The organism is Flavobacterium sp. Flavsp81 (assembly GCF_059491325.1).
The window spans coordinates 4714424-4731079 of sequence record NZ_CP168505.1 but is presented as its reverse complement, the minus strand read 5'-3'; the positions used below and the strand labels follow the sequence as shown (position 1 = coordinate 4731079).

Annotated in this window: 8 protein-coding genes; all 8 read right to left on the bottom strand. The window is 36.6% G+C overall.

Annotated elements, in window-relative coordinates:
* Positions 1 to 71: 71 nt before the first annotated feature.
* The 8 genes from ACEN92_RS19760 to ACEN92_RS19725 all read right to left on the bottom strand — a co-directional run bounded on the left by ACEN92_RS19760 (position 72) and on the right by ACEN92_RS19725 (position 16475).
* Positions 72 to 1124, bottom strand: a complete 1053-nt coding sequence (locus tag ACEN92_RS19760) for a glycoside hydrolase family 43 protein (RefSeq protein ID WP_495640034.1) — start codon at positions 1122 to 1124, stop codon at positions 72 to 74.
* 74 nt (positions 1125 to 1198) lie between these two features.
* Positions 1199 to 3715, bottom strand: a complete 2517-nt coding sequence (locus ACEN92_RS19755; protein ID WP_495640033.1) for an alpha-L-arabinofuranosidase family protein — start codon at positions 3713 to 3715, stop codon at positions 1199 to 1201.
* A 277-nt stretch (positions 3716 to 3992) separates the two neighbouring features.
* Positions 3993 to 5480, bottom strand: a complete 1488-nt coding sequence (locus ACEN92_RS19750) for a RagB/SusD family nutrient uptake outer membrane protein (RefSeq protein ID WP_495640032.1) — start codon at positions 5478 to 5480, stop codon at positions 3993 to 3995.
* Between the two features lie 19 nt (positions 5481 to 5499).
* Positions 5500 to 8577 carry a SusC/RagA family TonB-linked outer membrane protein gene (locus ACEN92_RS19745; protein ID WP_495640031.1) on the bottom strand — a complete coding sequence of 1026 codons (3078 nt, stop codon included), beginning with the start codon at positions 8575 to 8577 and terminating at the stop codon, positions 5500 to 5502.
* A gap of 338 nt (positions 8578 to 8915) precedes the next feature.
* Positions 8916 to 10241 carry a sugar porter family MFS transporter gene (locus tag ACEN92_RS19740; RefSeq protein WP_495640030.1) on the bottom strand — a complete coding sequence of 442 codons (1326 nt, stop codon included), beginning with the start codon at positions 10239 to 10241 and terminating at the stop codon, positions 8916 to 8918.
* A gap of 37 nt (positions 10242 to 10278) precedes the next feature.
* Complete coding sequence (locus ACEN92_RS19735) at positions 10279 to 11520, bottom strand: glycoside hydrolase family 88 protein (RefSeq protein ID WP_495640029.1); 1242 nt, start codon at positions 11518 to 11520, stop codon at positions 10279 to 10281.
* A gap of 549 nt (positions 11521 to 12069) precedes the next feature.
* Positions 12070 to 12303 (bottom strand): hypothetical protein, encoded by a 234-nt coding sequence (locus ACEN92_RS19730; protein WP_495640028.1) that lies wholly within the window; start codon positions 12301 to 12303, stop codon positions 12070 to 12072.
* Positions 12304 to 12311: 8 nt separating this feature from the next.
* Positions 12312 to 16475, bottom strand: coding sequence for a DUF8693 domain-containing protein (locus ACEN92_RS19725; RefSeq protein WP_495640027.1), 4164 nt, complete (start codon positions 16473 to 16475; stop codon positions 12312 to 12314).
* Positions 16476 to 16656 lie beyond the last annotated feature (181 nt).

Here is a 16656-nt window from a genome sequence, read left to right as displayed (position 1 = left end):
ATATTAAAAAAATACCTGAACCTATTTGTCTGAATGTATCATATGACTCTCATATAAACTGCTGATTAAAATTACTTATCAAAAATGCTCATATTCCATTTTTCCTGCCACAAAACTGTTGCTCCGTTTTTATCAATACGCAGCGGAAGCCAAACATAGCGGGAGCTTTCAAGATCCGTTTTATTCCATTTGTCAAACATTGCTATAAAAGCCCCTTCTTTTCCCTGAACAGGAATTACGTAAGTGCTTTGGGCATAAAATGTTTTATCAGCATCCGGTCCTTCACACAGTTCCTTATTTTGTACTGTCCAAAGTCCCATAATAGTATCTGCTGTTGCTACTGTAGCTATATTAGGATCCCATCCCGAGCATCCCGAAGTAATAATATAATATTTTTTATTGTATTTAAATACAGCTGGAGCCTCACGGGAAAGATTTTCGAAATTCCTGGTAAATCTTCCTGAAGGTCTGAGGTAATCATCACTAAGCTCGCTAATGTACATTGTCTTGTTATCCTCTGAAGAATAAAATTGGTATGCTTTCGCATCATCGTCAACAAAAACGGTTTGATCCCTGCTCATGGCATTATTAGGACGAAAACTTTCAATATATTTAAATTTGCCGGCAGGGTTGTCACTTACAGCAACTCCGGCAGCCGCTTTACTATAATCAGCACTATCAACATGCATCCACATTACGAATTTCCCTGTCTTTTTATTAAAGATTACTTTAGGTCTTTCTAAAACTTTTGAAGTATGCAGATCATGAGTTGCATCATCTTTAACTGCAGAAAGTACAACTCCTTCATTCTTCCAGTTTACCAGATCTTTTGAAGAATAACAGCTTATTCCCGCCACATCTGTACGATATGCCTCCCAGGTAGCTTCCGGAGGGAGAGATGTTTTTCCTTTTTTATATTCACCATACCAATAATAAGTACCGTCATGAAACAGAATACCTCCGCCATGAGCGTTGATCGGATTTCCTTCGGTATCGTTCCAAACACTCCCTGGATTAAAAGAATCTGCAGCATGTTTTTGAGCAATCTCCTTTTTGGAAGTACAGCTGTATAGTGAGAGCAGTATTAGTAATAATTGTAATTTTGATTGTAAAAAAGATATCATAATAAATGATTTAGAAAATAATGCAAGTCAGTAAAATCACATGGTTTAAACATTTAAATTTCTTCATTGTTATATTATTTAGTTTTAACCCGAATAATAGTAAACGAATAAGGCGGAACCTGTTTTGTAAAGGCTTCCTGTACTGAAATACTGCTAATAGCCGGACGTGTGAGTTTACTTTCGGGTGTACCGGCCAAAACAGTATACATAGCATTACCTTTAGAGATAATCTCCGGATATTCTATAGAGGGTGTTACTGCAACAGGCAGCATATTTACCAATTTTATAATTATATCACCCGTAGTGCTGTCGGTCACAGTCGAAATACCAATACGTTTTGCCACCTCAGTATTCTTTTCAGAAATCTTTATCTGGCTATACAGATAATTATCACCCGGATTTTCTCCATACATTTTTTGTACGTAGTAATTCACCGTAGGTTTTACTTCAGTTCCGTTAAAATATATCAGGTCAGGATTCCATTGTGTATGTTTTTCACGCGCGAGTAAAGGCGCATAACTGGCCATACTAACCACATCACCATTGCGTTCGACAGCAGTGAGGTACAAACTTTCGGCCAGCGCATTGTAAAAAGTATTTCCCCAGGAGGCATACTCCCCCAGATATACTTTTGATTTACTGCGATCGTAACTATCATAAAAATCCTGATTATTTATAAACCAGCCCGGACTGTTGTAATAATGCTCATCAACCATAGGAAGGTTCAGTTTATCTGCCAATGCCCAGCCCTCGACATAGTCGGTGCCCTGATAAAAAGGGCCAACGGTACCAATAATTTTTATATTAGGATATTTTTGCTGTACTGCTTTTACTATCATGGTGTAACGCTCCTCAAATACATCAGTAATAAGGTCTTCATTGCCTATGCCAATATATTTCAGGTTAAACGGCTTCGCATGACCTGCCTCCGCACGTACTTTGCCCCACTTTGTATCAGTATTTCCATTTGCATATTCAATAAGATCCAGCACATCCTGTACATAATCGTCCATATCCTTCATAGGAATTCCACATTGCTGACCTGCTCCTCCATCTTTTGAATTTTGACAAGGAACACCTGCAGCAAGTACCGGAACCGGTTCCGCACCAAGATCTTCACAAAACTGAAAATATTCAAAAAATCCTAATCCCATGGTCTGATGGTAGTTCCATATATTACGCATAGGTTTACGGCTTTCCAACGCTCCAATAGTATTTTTCCAACGGTAAATATTATCAAGACCATCTCCATGTGCAACACATCCGCCAGGAAACCGCACGAATTTAGGGTGCATATCGGCAATAGTCTTTGCAAGATCCGGACGCAGTCCGTTTTTACGGTTTTTAAATGTTTTTTGAGGAAACAATGATACCATATCCAAAGCGGTTTCTCCCTGACTACTTATTTCAAGCCGTGCATTTGCGACTGTGCCAGAAGATTTTAATACAGCAGTATATTTTTTCCACGATGTGCCAGGTGTTATAACTGCATTTGCCAACACTATACCTGTGGGTCCAATCAGTTTTACTGTACATTTAGTGCCTTTGGCGAAAACACTGAAATCGTATCGCTCTCCGGCAGTAACCGGAATACCGTCAAATCCCTCATTGCTTATAGTACCATTTTTTATAACGGCGTAGTTGGCATTATTAGGATGGATTGCATTAAGGCTGTCAATACTAAATGTACCGCTCCAGGCCATTCGGTGTGTCCAGTTTTTGTCATTTCCTACCTTATCATTTACATTATATTCGAAATCACGGTTCTGAATCAGTTCCGCATACAAGCCTCCGTCTGCAGCATAATTGATGTCTTCGAAAAAGATTCCGGTCAGCATATTGCTAATCTTCTTACTTTTTGAAGCATCAATACTGATATTAACAGAAACAGGTTTCAATCCTGCAAATAGTATACTGTCTTTCTTTGGCGTAGCCGTATTTTTTTCTGTTCGGAACTTCTCAGCTTCCATGTTTTTAATTAAACTATCAACCAATGCCCATTCAACCTGATTGATACTTCCCTCCTGAGTTTCACCAAAAAGGTTAATAGCAACCCGTATACTTTTTCTATTGATTTTTCTTGAGGCAGTTGTTTCGGTATTATCTTTAAAATCCTTTCTTAAAGTTTCATACACGGAACCATTTTTACCGGAAGAATCCCCACTGAACCAGCTCACGGTATAACCTCCGTCTGAATTTGTTTGCCCTTCAACAAACAACGCATTCCCCGAAGAACCATCTGCCTTTTTTACGGGTATATAACTTTGTCGCTGCCAATTGAAGAGATCTGCTGTGGCGGCATGAGCAAAAACTTCATCTTTTTCGTTTACACTCCATAAACAGTGAAATAATCCATTGCCGTCTCTAAACAAAAATGGAGCTAACATTCTTTTTTGAGAACCCCAGTCTCCGTAGTCACATTTTAAAAATCCATATTCAGGACCAACAGCATGCCAGTTTAACTTATCGGAACTCCATGCAAAATGAAGTCCGTTTTTGCCATTATTTTTATTAGTTGCATAAGCAAATAAATAAACTTTCCTGTCACTATTTTTAGCTGAAACGGTAAAGGGAAAAATAAAAGCTAGCATTATAAAAAGTAGAAATGACCTGAATACACTTTTTAAAAATTGATTGAATTTTAAGGATATTATCATGATTTTTATCTTAATTTTTAACAAATTTTGAGTACAACAAAGTAAATTTATTCACTTGTATATTGTAATTTAACAACAACGCAAGTTCTGTATTTGTTTTTACTTATTTATACCAAAATGATATTTTTATGTGAAAATAAAAAGACAGCTGCGGTAAACTGCAGCTGCCTTTCAAATTTAAACCAGATGTAACTTTAACATTTTTAAGATTTTATAGCCAATTAGGATTTTGTGTAAGCACACCATTTGAATTGGTAACAAAAGTCGATGGTATAGGAAACTTACTGTTTTTAGTATAGTTAAAATTAGTCCTTCCCAGGTTATTCATAATATTGGTTGTATATCCGGGCACCACTTTTTCATAACGAACGAGGTCAAACCATCGATTTCCTTCGATAGCCGTTTCTACACGACGTTCTTTCCAGATTAGCTGGCGTAGCTGTGTCTTATCTGTAACCGTAATCTGCGGTAATACACCTGCCTGAGCAAAAGTCTTGTTGCCACGCGCTCTGAAACGTAACTGCTCTAAAGCATCTAATGCCACAGGACTTTGACCTAATTCATTGGCAGACTCTGCATAAATCAGGAGAATATCTGCATAACGAAGGAAAGGAAGATTTAATTGCTGCTTAAAGAAATCAGCATCCGGCCATTGTGTTGCCGGCCAGATAACTTTCTTATTTGCATACTGGAATCCTGATGTCCATTTGATCACACCGGTATAGCCGTCTATGGTTTCTCCCTGATTAAAAATCGAAGCCGCTTTACGTGGATCGCCTGCTTCAAAAGAGTTAACAAGGTCATTAGAAGGTGTAAAAATAGCACTGCCTAATCCTGAACCTGGAATTCCCTGAAATTCAACATAAGGATTACGAAGACGTCCGGTAATACTTTGATATATGTAATGCCCCGGCATCATACTTTCTACAGAATATTTACCTTCAATGGCAAACAGATTACGGAAATTAGGATCAAGACTATATTCGCCGCTTTCAACAACTTGTTTTGCATAAGCGTAAGCCTTTGCATAATCCTGTCTGTACAAGTATACTTTTGCAAGCATTCCAAGTGCGGTTCCTTTAGTTACGCGGCCAAGATTCGCAGTACCCCACGTCTGTCTTGTCGGAAGATGTTCAGCGGCATATTCAAGATCACTAATTATAAGTTGGTATACTTCTTCCTGGCTGCTTTTCGGGATATTATATTCAGACGGTGCAGGTACATGGTCACGCAATACTACGTCTCCAAATACATTTACAAGGTCAAAATGCCAGTATGCCCTGAAAAAACGTGCCTGTGAGTTATAAAGTACAGCCTGCTCATTATCATAACCGCTGGTAAGTTTAAGTACTTCGTTACAATCATTCAGGTATTGATACCATCTTTCCCAAAGGCGCTCCACATATATATTGCCAGGATTATTAGTAAAATCATAGGCGGAGGTAAAATTAACATCCCCTGTATTCATTCTTACATCATCTGAACAAAACTCATGTGTTGTAAAATACATGGTCCCAAGTCTAAAGAAACGCCAGTTCACAGAAGAATACACTCTGTTTAACGCTGCATTTATACTTTCTTCATTAGAAAAATAAACATCGGTTGTAAGCTGACCCTGCGGAGTTACATCCAGAAAATCATCACAGGAAGCCAAAAGGCTTAACCCACCCATTACTATTATATATTTTAGCTTTTTCATGCTTAATAAATTTATTTGATTAAAAAGTTAAGTTCATACCAAATTGAACACTGCCGGAAACGGGAAATGTGTTATAATCCAGTCCATCAGGCAATTCCGGTGTAAACCCTTTATATTTGGTGAAGTATAACAAATTAGCTCCTGTTAGGTAAATTCGTAATTTACTGATACTTGTATTGGCAAAAATATTCTCCGGCAGCGTAAAACCTACTGTCGCATTTCTTAATTTCACATAATCACCATTAAATACCATAAGATCTATGGTGCGGTTCATATTTACGGAGCCTGCTGCAAGTCTTGGCATACTGGCATCCGTATTAGTCGTCGTCCATGAGTCAAGCCAGTCACTATGCATATTGTTTGTAGGCGAAGTAAAATCATTATAGGAATTGTTCATCGCTTTCGCTCCATAGCTTCCGGAAAAATCAAAGCTTATATCAAATCCTTTATACTCGGCATTAAAAGCAATCGCCCCAGTAAATTTTGGAAAAGGGCTGCCAATATTCCTCTGGTCAGCTGTTGTTATACGTCCGTCCCCATTATTATCTACATAAATTAAATCACCAAGCTGTACATTGGTATGGTAAGCTGTCTGACCATGACTCTGTGCATATTGATTCCATGAATCTATATCAGCCTGAGTACGATAAATTCCCTGAGTTTTATAACCGTAAAAATAGTTAAAAGGCTGTCCTTCCTCAATACGCGTCTGCAAATTGGTAGAGAATGTTGTTGAGGTTGTTGTCAGGCCTTTCCAGTCAAGCACTTCATTTTTAAAAGAGCTTCCTGTTAAGCTTATACCATATTTAAAATTATGATTGTTATCCTGCCATCCTAATGTAAAATCGAATCCTTTATTTTGTACAGAACCCGCATTACTGTATGTTGGCTGTATTCCCACAGAACCTCCCTGAACAGGTAAGATCATTAACAGATCTTCTGTTTTTCGATTAAAAAGATCAAATTCAAATGTAAGTCTGTTATCAAGAACAGTCATTTCAATTCCAAAGTCAGTTTGTATATTATTTTCCCACTTCACATTAGGATTAGAAGCATTGGTTATACCTACACCAGGGCTAACCTGACCATTAAAAACAGCATGAAACTCATCACTTTGGGTAGCAAGTGCATAGGCTACATTATCCATTATCTTGTCATTACCGGTTATACCCCAGCTTCCTCTTAACTTCAGGTTATTTAACCAGGCAGCATTTTTAAGGAAATTTTCTTTATTAATTCTCCAGCCAACTGCTGCGGACGGGAAATAACCCCAACGATTATTAGGTCCAAACTTAGAAGAACCGTCTGCACGGATTGTAGCTGTAAACAAGTAACGGTCCATTAAGGTATAATTGGTTCTGAACCAAAATGAAGCTCTTGAAGATTTTGAAGGCAAAAATGCATTTACAGTCCTGTTATTGATACTTGCTGCATAAATAGATATATAATCCAGGTTATCAACAGCATAATTTTTTCCTGTAGCTCCTAAAGCATGAAAATCAGTCTGTTCTGAACTTTGCCCCACAAGCAGGTTTAAACGGTGCTTATCACCAAATAATTTATCGTATGTAAGTGTATTTGTCCATAACCAGGTGCTGCCATTACTGTAGTTTTCAGTATAACTGTTCGGGTTATTAAACTGGAATGAAGGATTAATGCTGTATTTTGGCAAAAATTGATCAAAACGGGTAAAATTCCAGTCTTCACCAAAAGATGTCTTAAATTGAAGACCATCCAAAATATCGTAAGTTCCCCATATATCCCCAACAAAACGTTTTGTATTTGTATTGGCATCCTTATTCAGTTCTAATTCTGCCACAGGATTAATCAAATCATTATTCTGCATTGGATTCCAGTCGCCATTTTGATTTTTAGGCGTAATAAGAGGTGATCCTGAAAGCACAGAACGAACTGTTCTGTAAGTAAGTCCCTGCCCCGAATTTGATCCTGAAATATTAAAATTATGACCTACTTTTATTTTATTACTGATTTTATATTCGTTATTGATACGCAAAGTCACGCGATTGTAATCTGTATAATTCCATATACCTTCCTGTTCAAAATATCCTAAACTTAAATTGTAGTTTATTTTTTCAGACCCTCCTGAAACTGATATTTGATGGTCCTTTGTCAAACCTGTCCTGCCTATTTCATCCATCCAGTCAGTTCCTTTTCCATATTGTGAAGGATTAGGATATGGCTGTGCAGCACCTGTATTTGAAGCTACCGTATTCATAAGGGCTGCATACTGCGACCCATTTGCAGTTTTATAATTATTTATTGCATATTGAATACCCTGGTTTCCTGAATAAGATATGATGGCTGTTCCTGTTTTACCTTTTTTTGTCGTAATCAGAATTACACCATTGGCTCCTCTCGAACCATATATAGCAGTTGCTGATGCATCTTTAAGCACACTCATCGTTTCAATATCCTTGGGATTAAGGAACGTGATGTCGTTTAACATCATACCGTCAACTACATATAATGGGGAAGAATCTCCATTAGTACCTATCCCACGTATACGCACCGTTGGACTTGCACCCGGCTGCCCTGCCGAATTAACAGTAAGACCGCTCTTACCCTGTAGTGCTTCTGCGGCATTACCGCCTCTAATACCATTTATGTCTTTTGACTTAAGTGTTGTTATGGAACCCGTTAAATCACTTTTTTTCTGTTTTCCATAACCCACCACCGTAATCTCATCAAGCACGTTACTGCTTAATGACATCGTTACGTTAATTTCAGACTGGTCTTTAATTTGAATTTCCTGATCAGTAAAACCGATAAAAGAAAACACAAGTACATCCTGATTTGAAGAAACTTCAATTGAATAATTACCGTCGTAATCTGTAACAACACTTTTTGATTTGCCTTTTATGACAACGTTAACCCCAGGCATACCTAGATTGTTGTCCGAAGAAATAACTTTTCCTTTTATTGTTTTTTGCTGCTGCTGATTTATATATTTAGCTATCTTTCTGTCAACAGATGTGCTTTTTGCTGCAACTGCATTAGTAGACAATCCTATAATGAGTGCGATTGTCAGGCTACATCCTCTGGAAAGAAAATTATGAAGAAAGGGTTCTTTTTTCATATGGTTAATTTTTTATAGTGGTTAAAATTTAGTTAGTTGTAAGTTCATTAGTTTTTATAACATTCTTCTTTTTTGGTTATTTTCATATATTTTCTTTTTTAAAATTTAATTATTTAATTCATTAAAACAACATTACAAGTATACTTCTATTGGCAAAATCACAGTATAAATTATGATACAATCGCTATAAATTATAGTGCAAATAATGAAACAACCAAAATCAGTTTCAGAATCAATATCTTTTCTTAATAAATTACAAATTTATATAAGACATTTCCTTGCTATTCAGAATAAAATATGCGATGAGAAAAACTTTGTAAATCGGTTCTTTATTTAATTTATTTTGTTGAAAGATCTTCGGATAATTCTTCTAAAGTCCTTCCTTTCGTTTCAGGCATTTTAATGAATACCCATAATAATTGAAACACCATCATCATACAGAAAATAGTGAATACTGTTGTCGCTCCAATCTTTTTGAATAAAAACGGAATAAAAGAAGGAATTAATGCTGCCAAAATCCAGTGAACCGATGTTCCGAAAGAAGTTCCCGAAGCTCTTAGTTTATTCGGAAACAATTCGGAAATAAATACCCAGATTACAGAACCTTGTCCAATGGCATGAGAAGCTATAAATAAGAAGAAGAATATGGGTACTGCCATACCTTTCCATTCATTATAAAAAGCCAGGGTCACTAAACCTAAAGAGATAATATATCCAAATGACCCTAAATACATTAATGTTTTTCTTCCGTATTTATCAATTAACGAAATACCTATCAAAGTAAAAATCAGGTTTACTATGCCAATTCCGATACTGCTGAAAAATGAAGCTGATTTTTCCAGTCCCGCCAATTCGAAAATACGTGGTGCATAATATAAAAAAGCATTAATCCCTGAAAATTGATTGAATAACGCTATAAAAAAGGCAAGCATCAATGGTTTTCTGTATTTTTTCATAAAAATAGATTCATCCAATATTTCATGCTGCTTTTCATTCTCCATTGCTGCAATTTCCTGTGCAGCTCCCTCGTCTGTATTGACTTGTTTTAAAATTGCAATGGCTTTTTCACGATCTTTTTTATATTCATAAATCCATCGCGGACTTTCCGGAATTCCAAAAACTAATAAAGTATACAATAAAGCCGGGGCCGATTGTACTCCCAACATCCAGCGCCAGGAATTCTCCCCTATATCCTGTAATAAATAATTAGAAAGAAAAGCGATCAAAATACCAAATACGATATTAAATTGGTAAAGCGCGACCAATTTTCCTCTGTCTTTTGCAGGAGCAATCTCAGAAACATAAGTTGGCGCAGCTATTGTTGAAGCACCAATTCCCAGTCCTCCCAAAAATCGAAAAATAGAAAAGACAACAGAATCATTTGCAAAAGCAGTTCCTACTGCCGATAGGAAGAACAAGATTCCAATTAATATCAAGGTTTTTTTTCTTCCTAAAACATTGGTAGGAAGAGCTCCAAAAATAGCCCCAATCACAGTGCCCCAAAGTGCAGATGACATTACCACTAAACCATGATACAAATCAGATGAACCCCATAATTGCTGTAATTGTTTGTCTGCGCCTGAAATAACTACAGTATCAAAACCGAATAAAAATCCGGCCAATGCCACCACAATTGACCAGTAAAGTATTTTTTTGTTATTCATTATAATTTTATTTTTGGTTGGTTAATTATATTCTTTTCTAATTGGATTTATACGTCAATAATGACTGTTCGTCTTCTTTAAGTTTTTTATACCTTAACAAAGCTTCCACATAATAATAATCTGCATAAATAATTGAATAATCAATCTCAGAACCCGCTGGTTTATGTCCTGTTGAATGTAATAAGCAGGCTGTATTTCTGTCTCCGCTTTGATAATTTTTAGACAACTCTTTTAGCATTCCTTCCGCTTTATTAAAATATTCTTTGGCTAAAACTGCATCTTGTGCATATGTAGCTAATTCTAAAAGAGCTGAAGCTGTAACTGCTGCTGCAGAAGCGTCTCTTGGTGCATTTGGAATCTCCGGATCATCAAAATCCCAATAAGGAATCAGGTCTTTTGGCAGTTGATCTAAATAGACACGGGTTACTTTTTGGGCAAAATCTAAAAATTCGGGATCTTTTGTTTCCCTGTAAACCATCGTATAGCCATATATTGCCCATGCCTGTCCACGGGCCCACATGCTGCTGTCACTATAACCCTGATGCGTTATTCCTTTTATTTTCTTACCCGTTTCTTTATCATATACCACTACATGATAGGAAGTATAATCAGGCCTGAAATGATTTTGCATCGTAACTGTGGCATGACTGACAGCCATATCGTATAATAATTTATCGCCTCCATTTTTTGATGCCCAAAATAACAATTCCAGATTAATCATGTTGTCCATAATGGTATTATGCTGGGGCCATTCCATATTAGGGACTTTTCGGGGCCACGAAAGAATGGTACCTACTTTTGGATTAAAAAGTGTCGCCAAAGTATCTGCGGCTTTAAGAATTATATCTTTATATGCCGGATTTTTTGTCAGTCGGTACCCATTGCCAAAACTATTGAAAACCTGAAATCCTAAATCATGGTCTAAAGCCGGAGTGACTGCAAGCGGTGCAAGATAATTAGTATATTTATCGGCAGCTGTTTTCCATTTATTGTCTCTTGTGTATTCATATAAATACCAAAGTTCCCCAGGCCAGAAACCACTGGTCCAGTCCTTATAATCGACATAATTCCACTCTTGACTATTTATCGCTATGCTTCTGGGAATATTACCGTCATTAGGTATCAGTTTTAAAGCATTTGTAGATTGTTTTACACAATAAGTCAATTGTGCGTCTACATCAAAATCGTCATTTTGTTTGCCGTTATTTATTTTATTAGCACAGCCTATCATAACCATTGTTATAAAAAACGAACCTAAAATTTGTAATTTAATACCCATAATTCAATTAAATATAAATTCTTATTTGTTTAAATTCCAGTCAGAAATTTTCTTTTTTCGAAATACGATTGCTTACATCACAGCAATAAAAAATTATCCTTTTTAAGGATATTCAATGTTACTGAGAATAATATAGCCGGAAGATAAATTATGATGCAATCACTATAAATTATAGTTATTCTGAGGAGAAAACCGTGTAGAAACAGGTATTAGAGCGATCACAACACTAAAATCAATATAAACAGAGATACGATTCAGGTGTAATTCGATTACATATCATCTAAACAAATTTTAAAGTTTGCTGATATTGTTTGAGTGGAGAAAAACATGTTTTTATTGGTAGATATAGCAAACTAAATTAATTAATCCGGGCATAATTAACTTCAATAAAAAAGAGGCTTTCTCACAAATTATGAGAAAGCCTCTTGTCCATTTTTTGTATTAATTATATAAAAACTAAATTTTTAATTCTCATCAACTTTTAGTTATGAGAATTCCTTGTTATAAAGTCACAATTAACAATACAATTGAAAGGTTTTATATGCTAATTTATTTTGTAAAATTCTTTTCTTTGATACTCTTTCCTATAATGCAACATCCTAAAATTGTACCTAAAACAACAAAAGGAACTATCCAGCCATCTACCGGAACTGCTGGCGCAACATCATCTACATCATCCGGAAAAGGAGGTGGTGTCTGAGCATTTGCGCCAACAGCAATTAATAAGAAGAAGAATAAAAATAACCTGATATTTTTCAAGTTATCAACAGTTCTATTTTTCAAAGCTTTAATTATTTAATGATTAGTTTTTTTACTACTGATTTCCCTCCTTGTTCAACCTTGACAAAATAAATTCCGGGAGTGAAGGATTGATTCAAATTCACAGCTTGGCCTGCTTCTACCTTTTTGCTGTAAAGTAATTGTCCCATAATATTTATAATACTAACTTTTGATTCCTGGGTATTATCTGTGAAGGTTAAGTTTATTATACCTCCGTTTGATGGATTTGGATACAAAAAGACTTCATTATTTAATGCTGGTTTATTGACAAAAACAATTTTGAATCTGTCAGATGCTACACTTGCAGAATTAGCAGCATTCACTGAAAAATTATAATTTACTGCAGCTGATTCCGGTATTTCTGTATAGGTCTGATTTAATTGGTCAAACAATTTAGCTGTAACTCCTTCGATACTTTTTCCTTCAATTACAAATGTATAATCTGTCGAACGATAGGTATTAATATCCAATTGAATTTCATCTGTTAAGGTAGGCAGTGCTTTGTTTTCGATAGTAAATAATTTCCCGCTTGACTTTGTGGCCAGATTTTCATCCAGATTAATCAATTTACCGGCATCATTCGCATCAACTGCATTGGTTTTATCAGCACCAAACAGAACAACCAAACCATCTGCAGCAGTTCCTTGTGCTATTAACGTGTTTTTATCGTATAAAGCAATACGAAGGCTGGATAATTCTTCTTCAGTTTTTGCGAAGCGAAACACATTTTGGTTTGTTGCTGTTGTATATTTATTGGCTTCTGTGAAACTTAATGCTGTAGCAGCCGTAGCACTTGCCTGAACAAAACAGGCCTGACCAGGCTGCAGGTAATCATTAACAGCAGATGTGACGCTATTTACTCCGGCAGTCAAATCCCTGGCTACATACGCACCGCGGGTACCTAAAGTAGGATCCCAGACATAATAAAATTGTTTAAGATTTGTAGCGCTGCTTACTGTAGTTTTCATATTCACAGGCGATTGATACGGATTTCCGATAAAAAGATAATTGTCTACAATGGCATTTTCTGAAACTCCGGTTGTACCTGTAAATAAAGTTCCGGTAGCTCTTAGTGTTGTGTTTGTAGGTGTTGGTGTATTGGTCAGCAGACTAATAGTCCTGTCTCCACGAACCATCAAACGAGTTGGGATTGTTGGTGTCAGTATACTATTATTGGTATTGGTGGCTGCTATCCACGATTGTGTTGCATTGTCAAAAGTATACATAGAAGGATTATTGGTTCCTGTAGGATCAAAACCATTTGCGCTCCCGCCTGCTCCGGTTATATGTGTACCCAAACCGGCAGTATTGCTTCCGCCTTCCTGCAGGTTTGCATAAATGGATGTACTTGTGGTTACCGGTGAAGAGTAAAATCGATAAGCCCGTCTTGCCGGAATGTAACGCTCTACGGTTACATTAGTGGCATTCAGCAAAGTCCCTGTAAATGTTCCAAAACGGGCCGTTGCTGTAGCATCCGATTTAAAAGTGACATTTCTCTCTCCAAAATCAGCAATTCCGGATATCGTTAATGTATTAGCCGAATTTACGGTTAAAGTCCCCGTTCCTGAAACAATAAGGTCGCCTGCAACTGTAAAATCCTGATTAAGAACCGGGGTTCCTGAGTTGATAGAAATTGTATTAGATGATATCGGTACTACCCCGGTCGACCAGTTGGAACCCACATTCCATAAATTATTCGTGGTACCCACCCATGAAATATTGGAAGCAATCCCTTCAAATGCCCCCATGGTGGGAACAGTACGCGTTTTAGCCAAATAATCAGTGGTAATAGTAGGAGTTGCGTTTGTTGCTGTCCCCGGCAATGTAACGCCTACTTTGTAATGAAGCACACTGGTGCCACCTGCAAGAGTAAATTGCGGATCGATATTTAAACTGTTCGCATCTCTTGCCGTAGCAGTTTTCCAGGCTGTTAAAGTTGTTTGATCAACGGAATTAAACCGGCCAAGTACAGTTCCTGTCCCTGATACGTAATAGTCATTATAATCCATTGAGGTAGGTGCTGTTGATAAGCTGATGGCATAATTCGAACCCGATGCAGTTCCACTATTGGTTCTTGTATTTACAAAAATATTATCCTTTATACTTCCAGTAGGTACTGAACTAAAAGAGAAAAGAGCATATGAATTATTAGCCCCTGCTGAAGCACCTCCGGTAATATTTACCGTATTGAAATATAATTCAAGATAGCCGGTTGTTGTTGTAAAACCTGCATCCGCCACAGTAATTCCATATATAGTAGAGCTTGTAGTACCTTTAATGCTCACAACATTATTATATAATTTCGTATGTTTAGCCGTACCTGTTATCAGACGAACTTTAATCCCTAATATAATAGCTGCGGTAGAGCTGGCGTCTGCTACTGATAAATCACTTACAAAATTACCTGATATCTCATTATTAGCGAAAGTTGAAGTATCACAAAAAATTCCCACCACCTGAACAGCATTACTCCCTAAAGTCGGACTATTATTTTTTATATTCCAAATCTTATTCCCTTTTATTATGAAATCCTGATTAGATCTTGCAAAAATTCCAAGAACACTTGAATCCACAATATCGGCATTTACAGCATAAGATGTTAAGTTCGATATTGAATTGTTTATAATATTTGCTTTTACATGCGTTAGGATTCCGGTTACCCCAGAAACAGGTGACCCGGAAACAGAATTATTTGTTATTCCGGAAATGGTATTGCCAACAATTCCATATCCACTAACAAGCATTGAGCCAGATCCGGATTCAGTTCTAATTCCTGCAAGTCTGACTGCGTAAATCCCTGTAGCATTGATTGTTCTAATTGTATTATTTTGTATAATTACAGTTGTCGCACTCCCATTTTTGTATATTCCTGTAAACGCTGAGTAGTCTATTAAAGTTATGTTAGCCACGAGGTTGTTCTCCACCCTTATAATCCCTGTAGCTGAAGCAGCATTAATCTGGATACCATTAACCATACCGTCTGCACCTGTATATTTAATTGCATTAGCAGTTGTCGGTGATCCTATGGTATTTCCCAAAGTTGTGCCTACATTAAGAGTACCTCCCAACAACAGTAAACCATTAAACGATCCGGTTGTATAATTTCCCGAATTTATCCAGTTAAATCCTTTAATGGTATTCCCTTGTATACTACTTGCTGTTCCTATAGCGGCATTAATGGCAATTCCTGAAAATTGATTATTACTACTCAGAGCATTACCCGCAGCACCGGTATATGATTTTTCCCAGGTTCCTGTAGCTAGTGCACTATTTCCTCCTATAAAGTTGTTAGATACTGTAAAATTTACACCTGTAGTATTATTGTTAATATTAATTGCTGTGTAAGCAAAATTAGCACCGGTGCCTCCATCAGTATTAAATTGTGTTGTTTCATAAAAACTGTTCCCTGAAATAGTCCAGGCAGTTGAATTTGCAGAAAGATTGATACCATTAGAAACTGCCGTTTTATTCAGGAAATCATAAATATTATTATTACTGATTGTATTGGCACTGTTTTCTTTTGCACTGGTTCCCAAAGAATATATCGCATTTAATGGTCTGTTCGCATCGGCAGCGTTGGTAATATTATTGTTATCAATGGTATTGCTGTCATTACCGGTAGTAGCTGTAGTGGTACTAAAATTAATGATTCCTCCAGTGACTTCTAAAGTAGAACCTTTTATATAGGCATATTTAATCGTGTTCGAACTCGCATCGTTAATAAACCGGATGGTTGAGGTCCCTGCTGTTAAGGCAGCACTGGTATTTGAAATCGTAAGATTTTTAGCCCCGGCCTGATTAAGCCTGCCGTCAATCACTATATTATCTGCACCATTAAAATCTATAAGTGCTCCGCTTATGGAGCCTGAAATCGTTTTACCAGTCACAGTAGGATAAATTATAACAGTAGAATAGCTGGCGCTTCCGGTACCACTAGCATTCAATACTGCAGATACCGTTTCGGTCGTATTATCTATTACCTGTAAAGTAATTGCTCCTGTTAAAGTACCGGAGTTGACAGCATCAAATGCTAATTTTAATGTAGTGTAGTCCGCACCCGTAGCACCTACAGTTTTTGTAACCTGTGAATACCCTGCTGACGATAGCATCAAAAGTATTCCTAAAACAACTGCTTTAAAACTATTTAGGAAAAAGTAGATGTAATTTTTCATCATAGTAAAATATTAGTTTATAAATAATATAGCTATTACTTAAAGTAAAAAGGCTCTAAATCCTATTGAAAACCTCAACATAAATACCATAATCCAATGATATTGATCATATTAATATATCAAATGTAGGATATTGTTTTCAAAGAAAAGTAAATCCAATCAATAAAATATGACAATTAACATT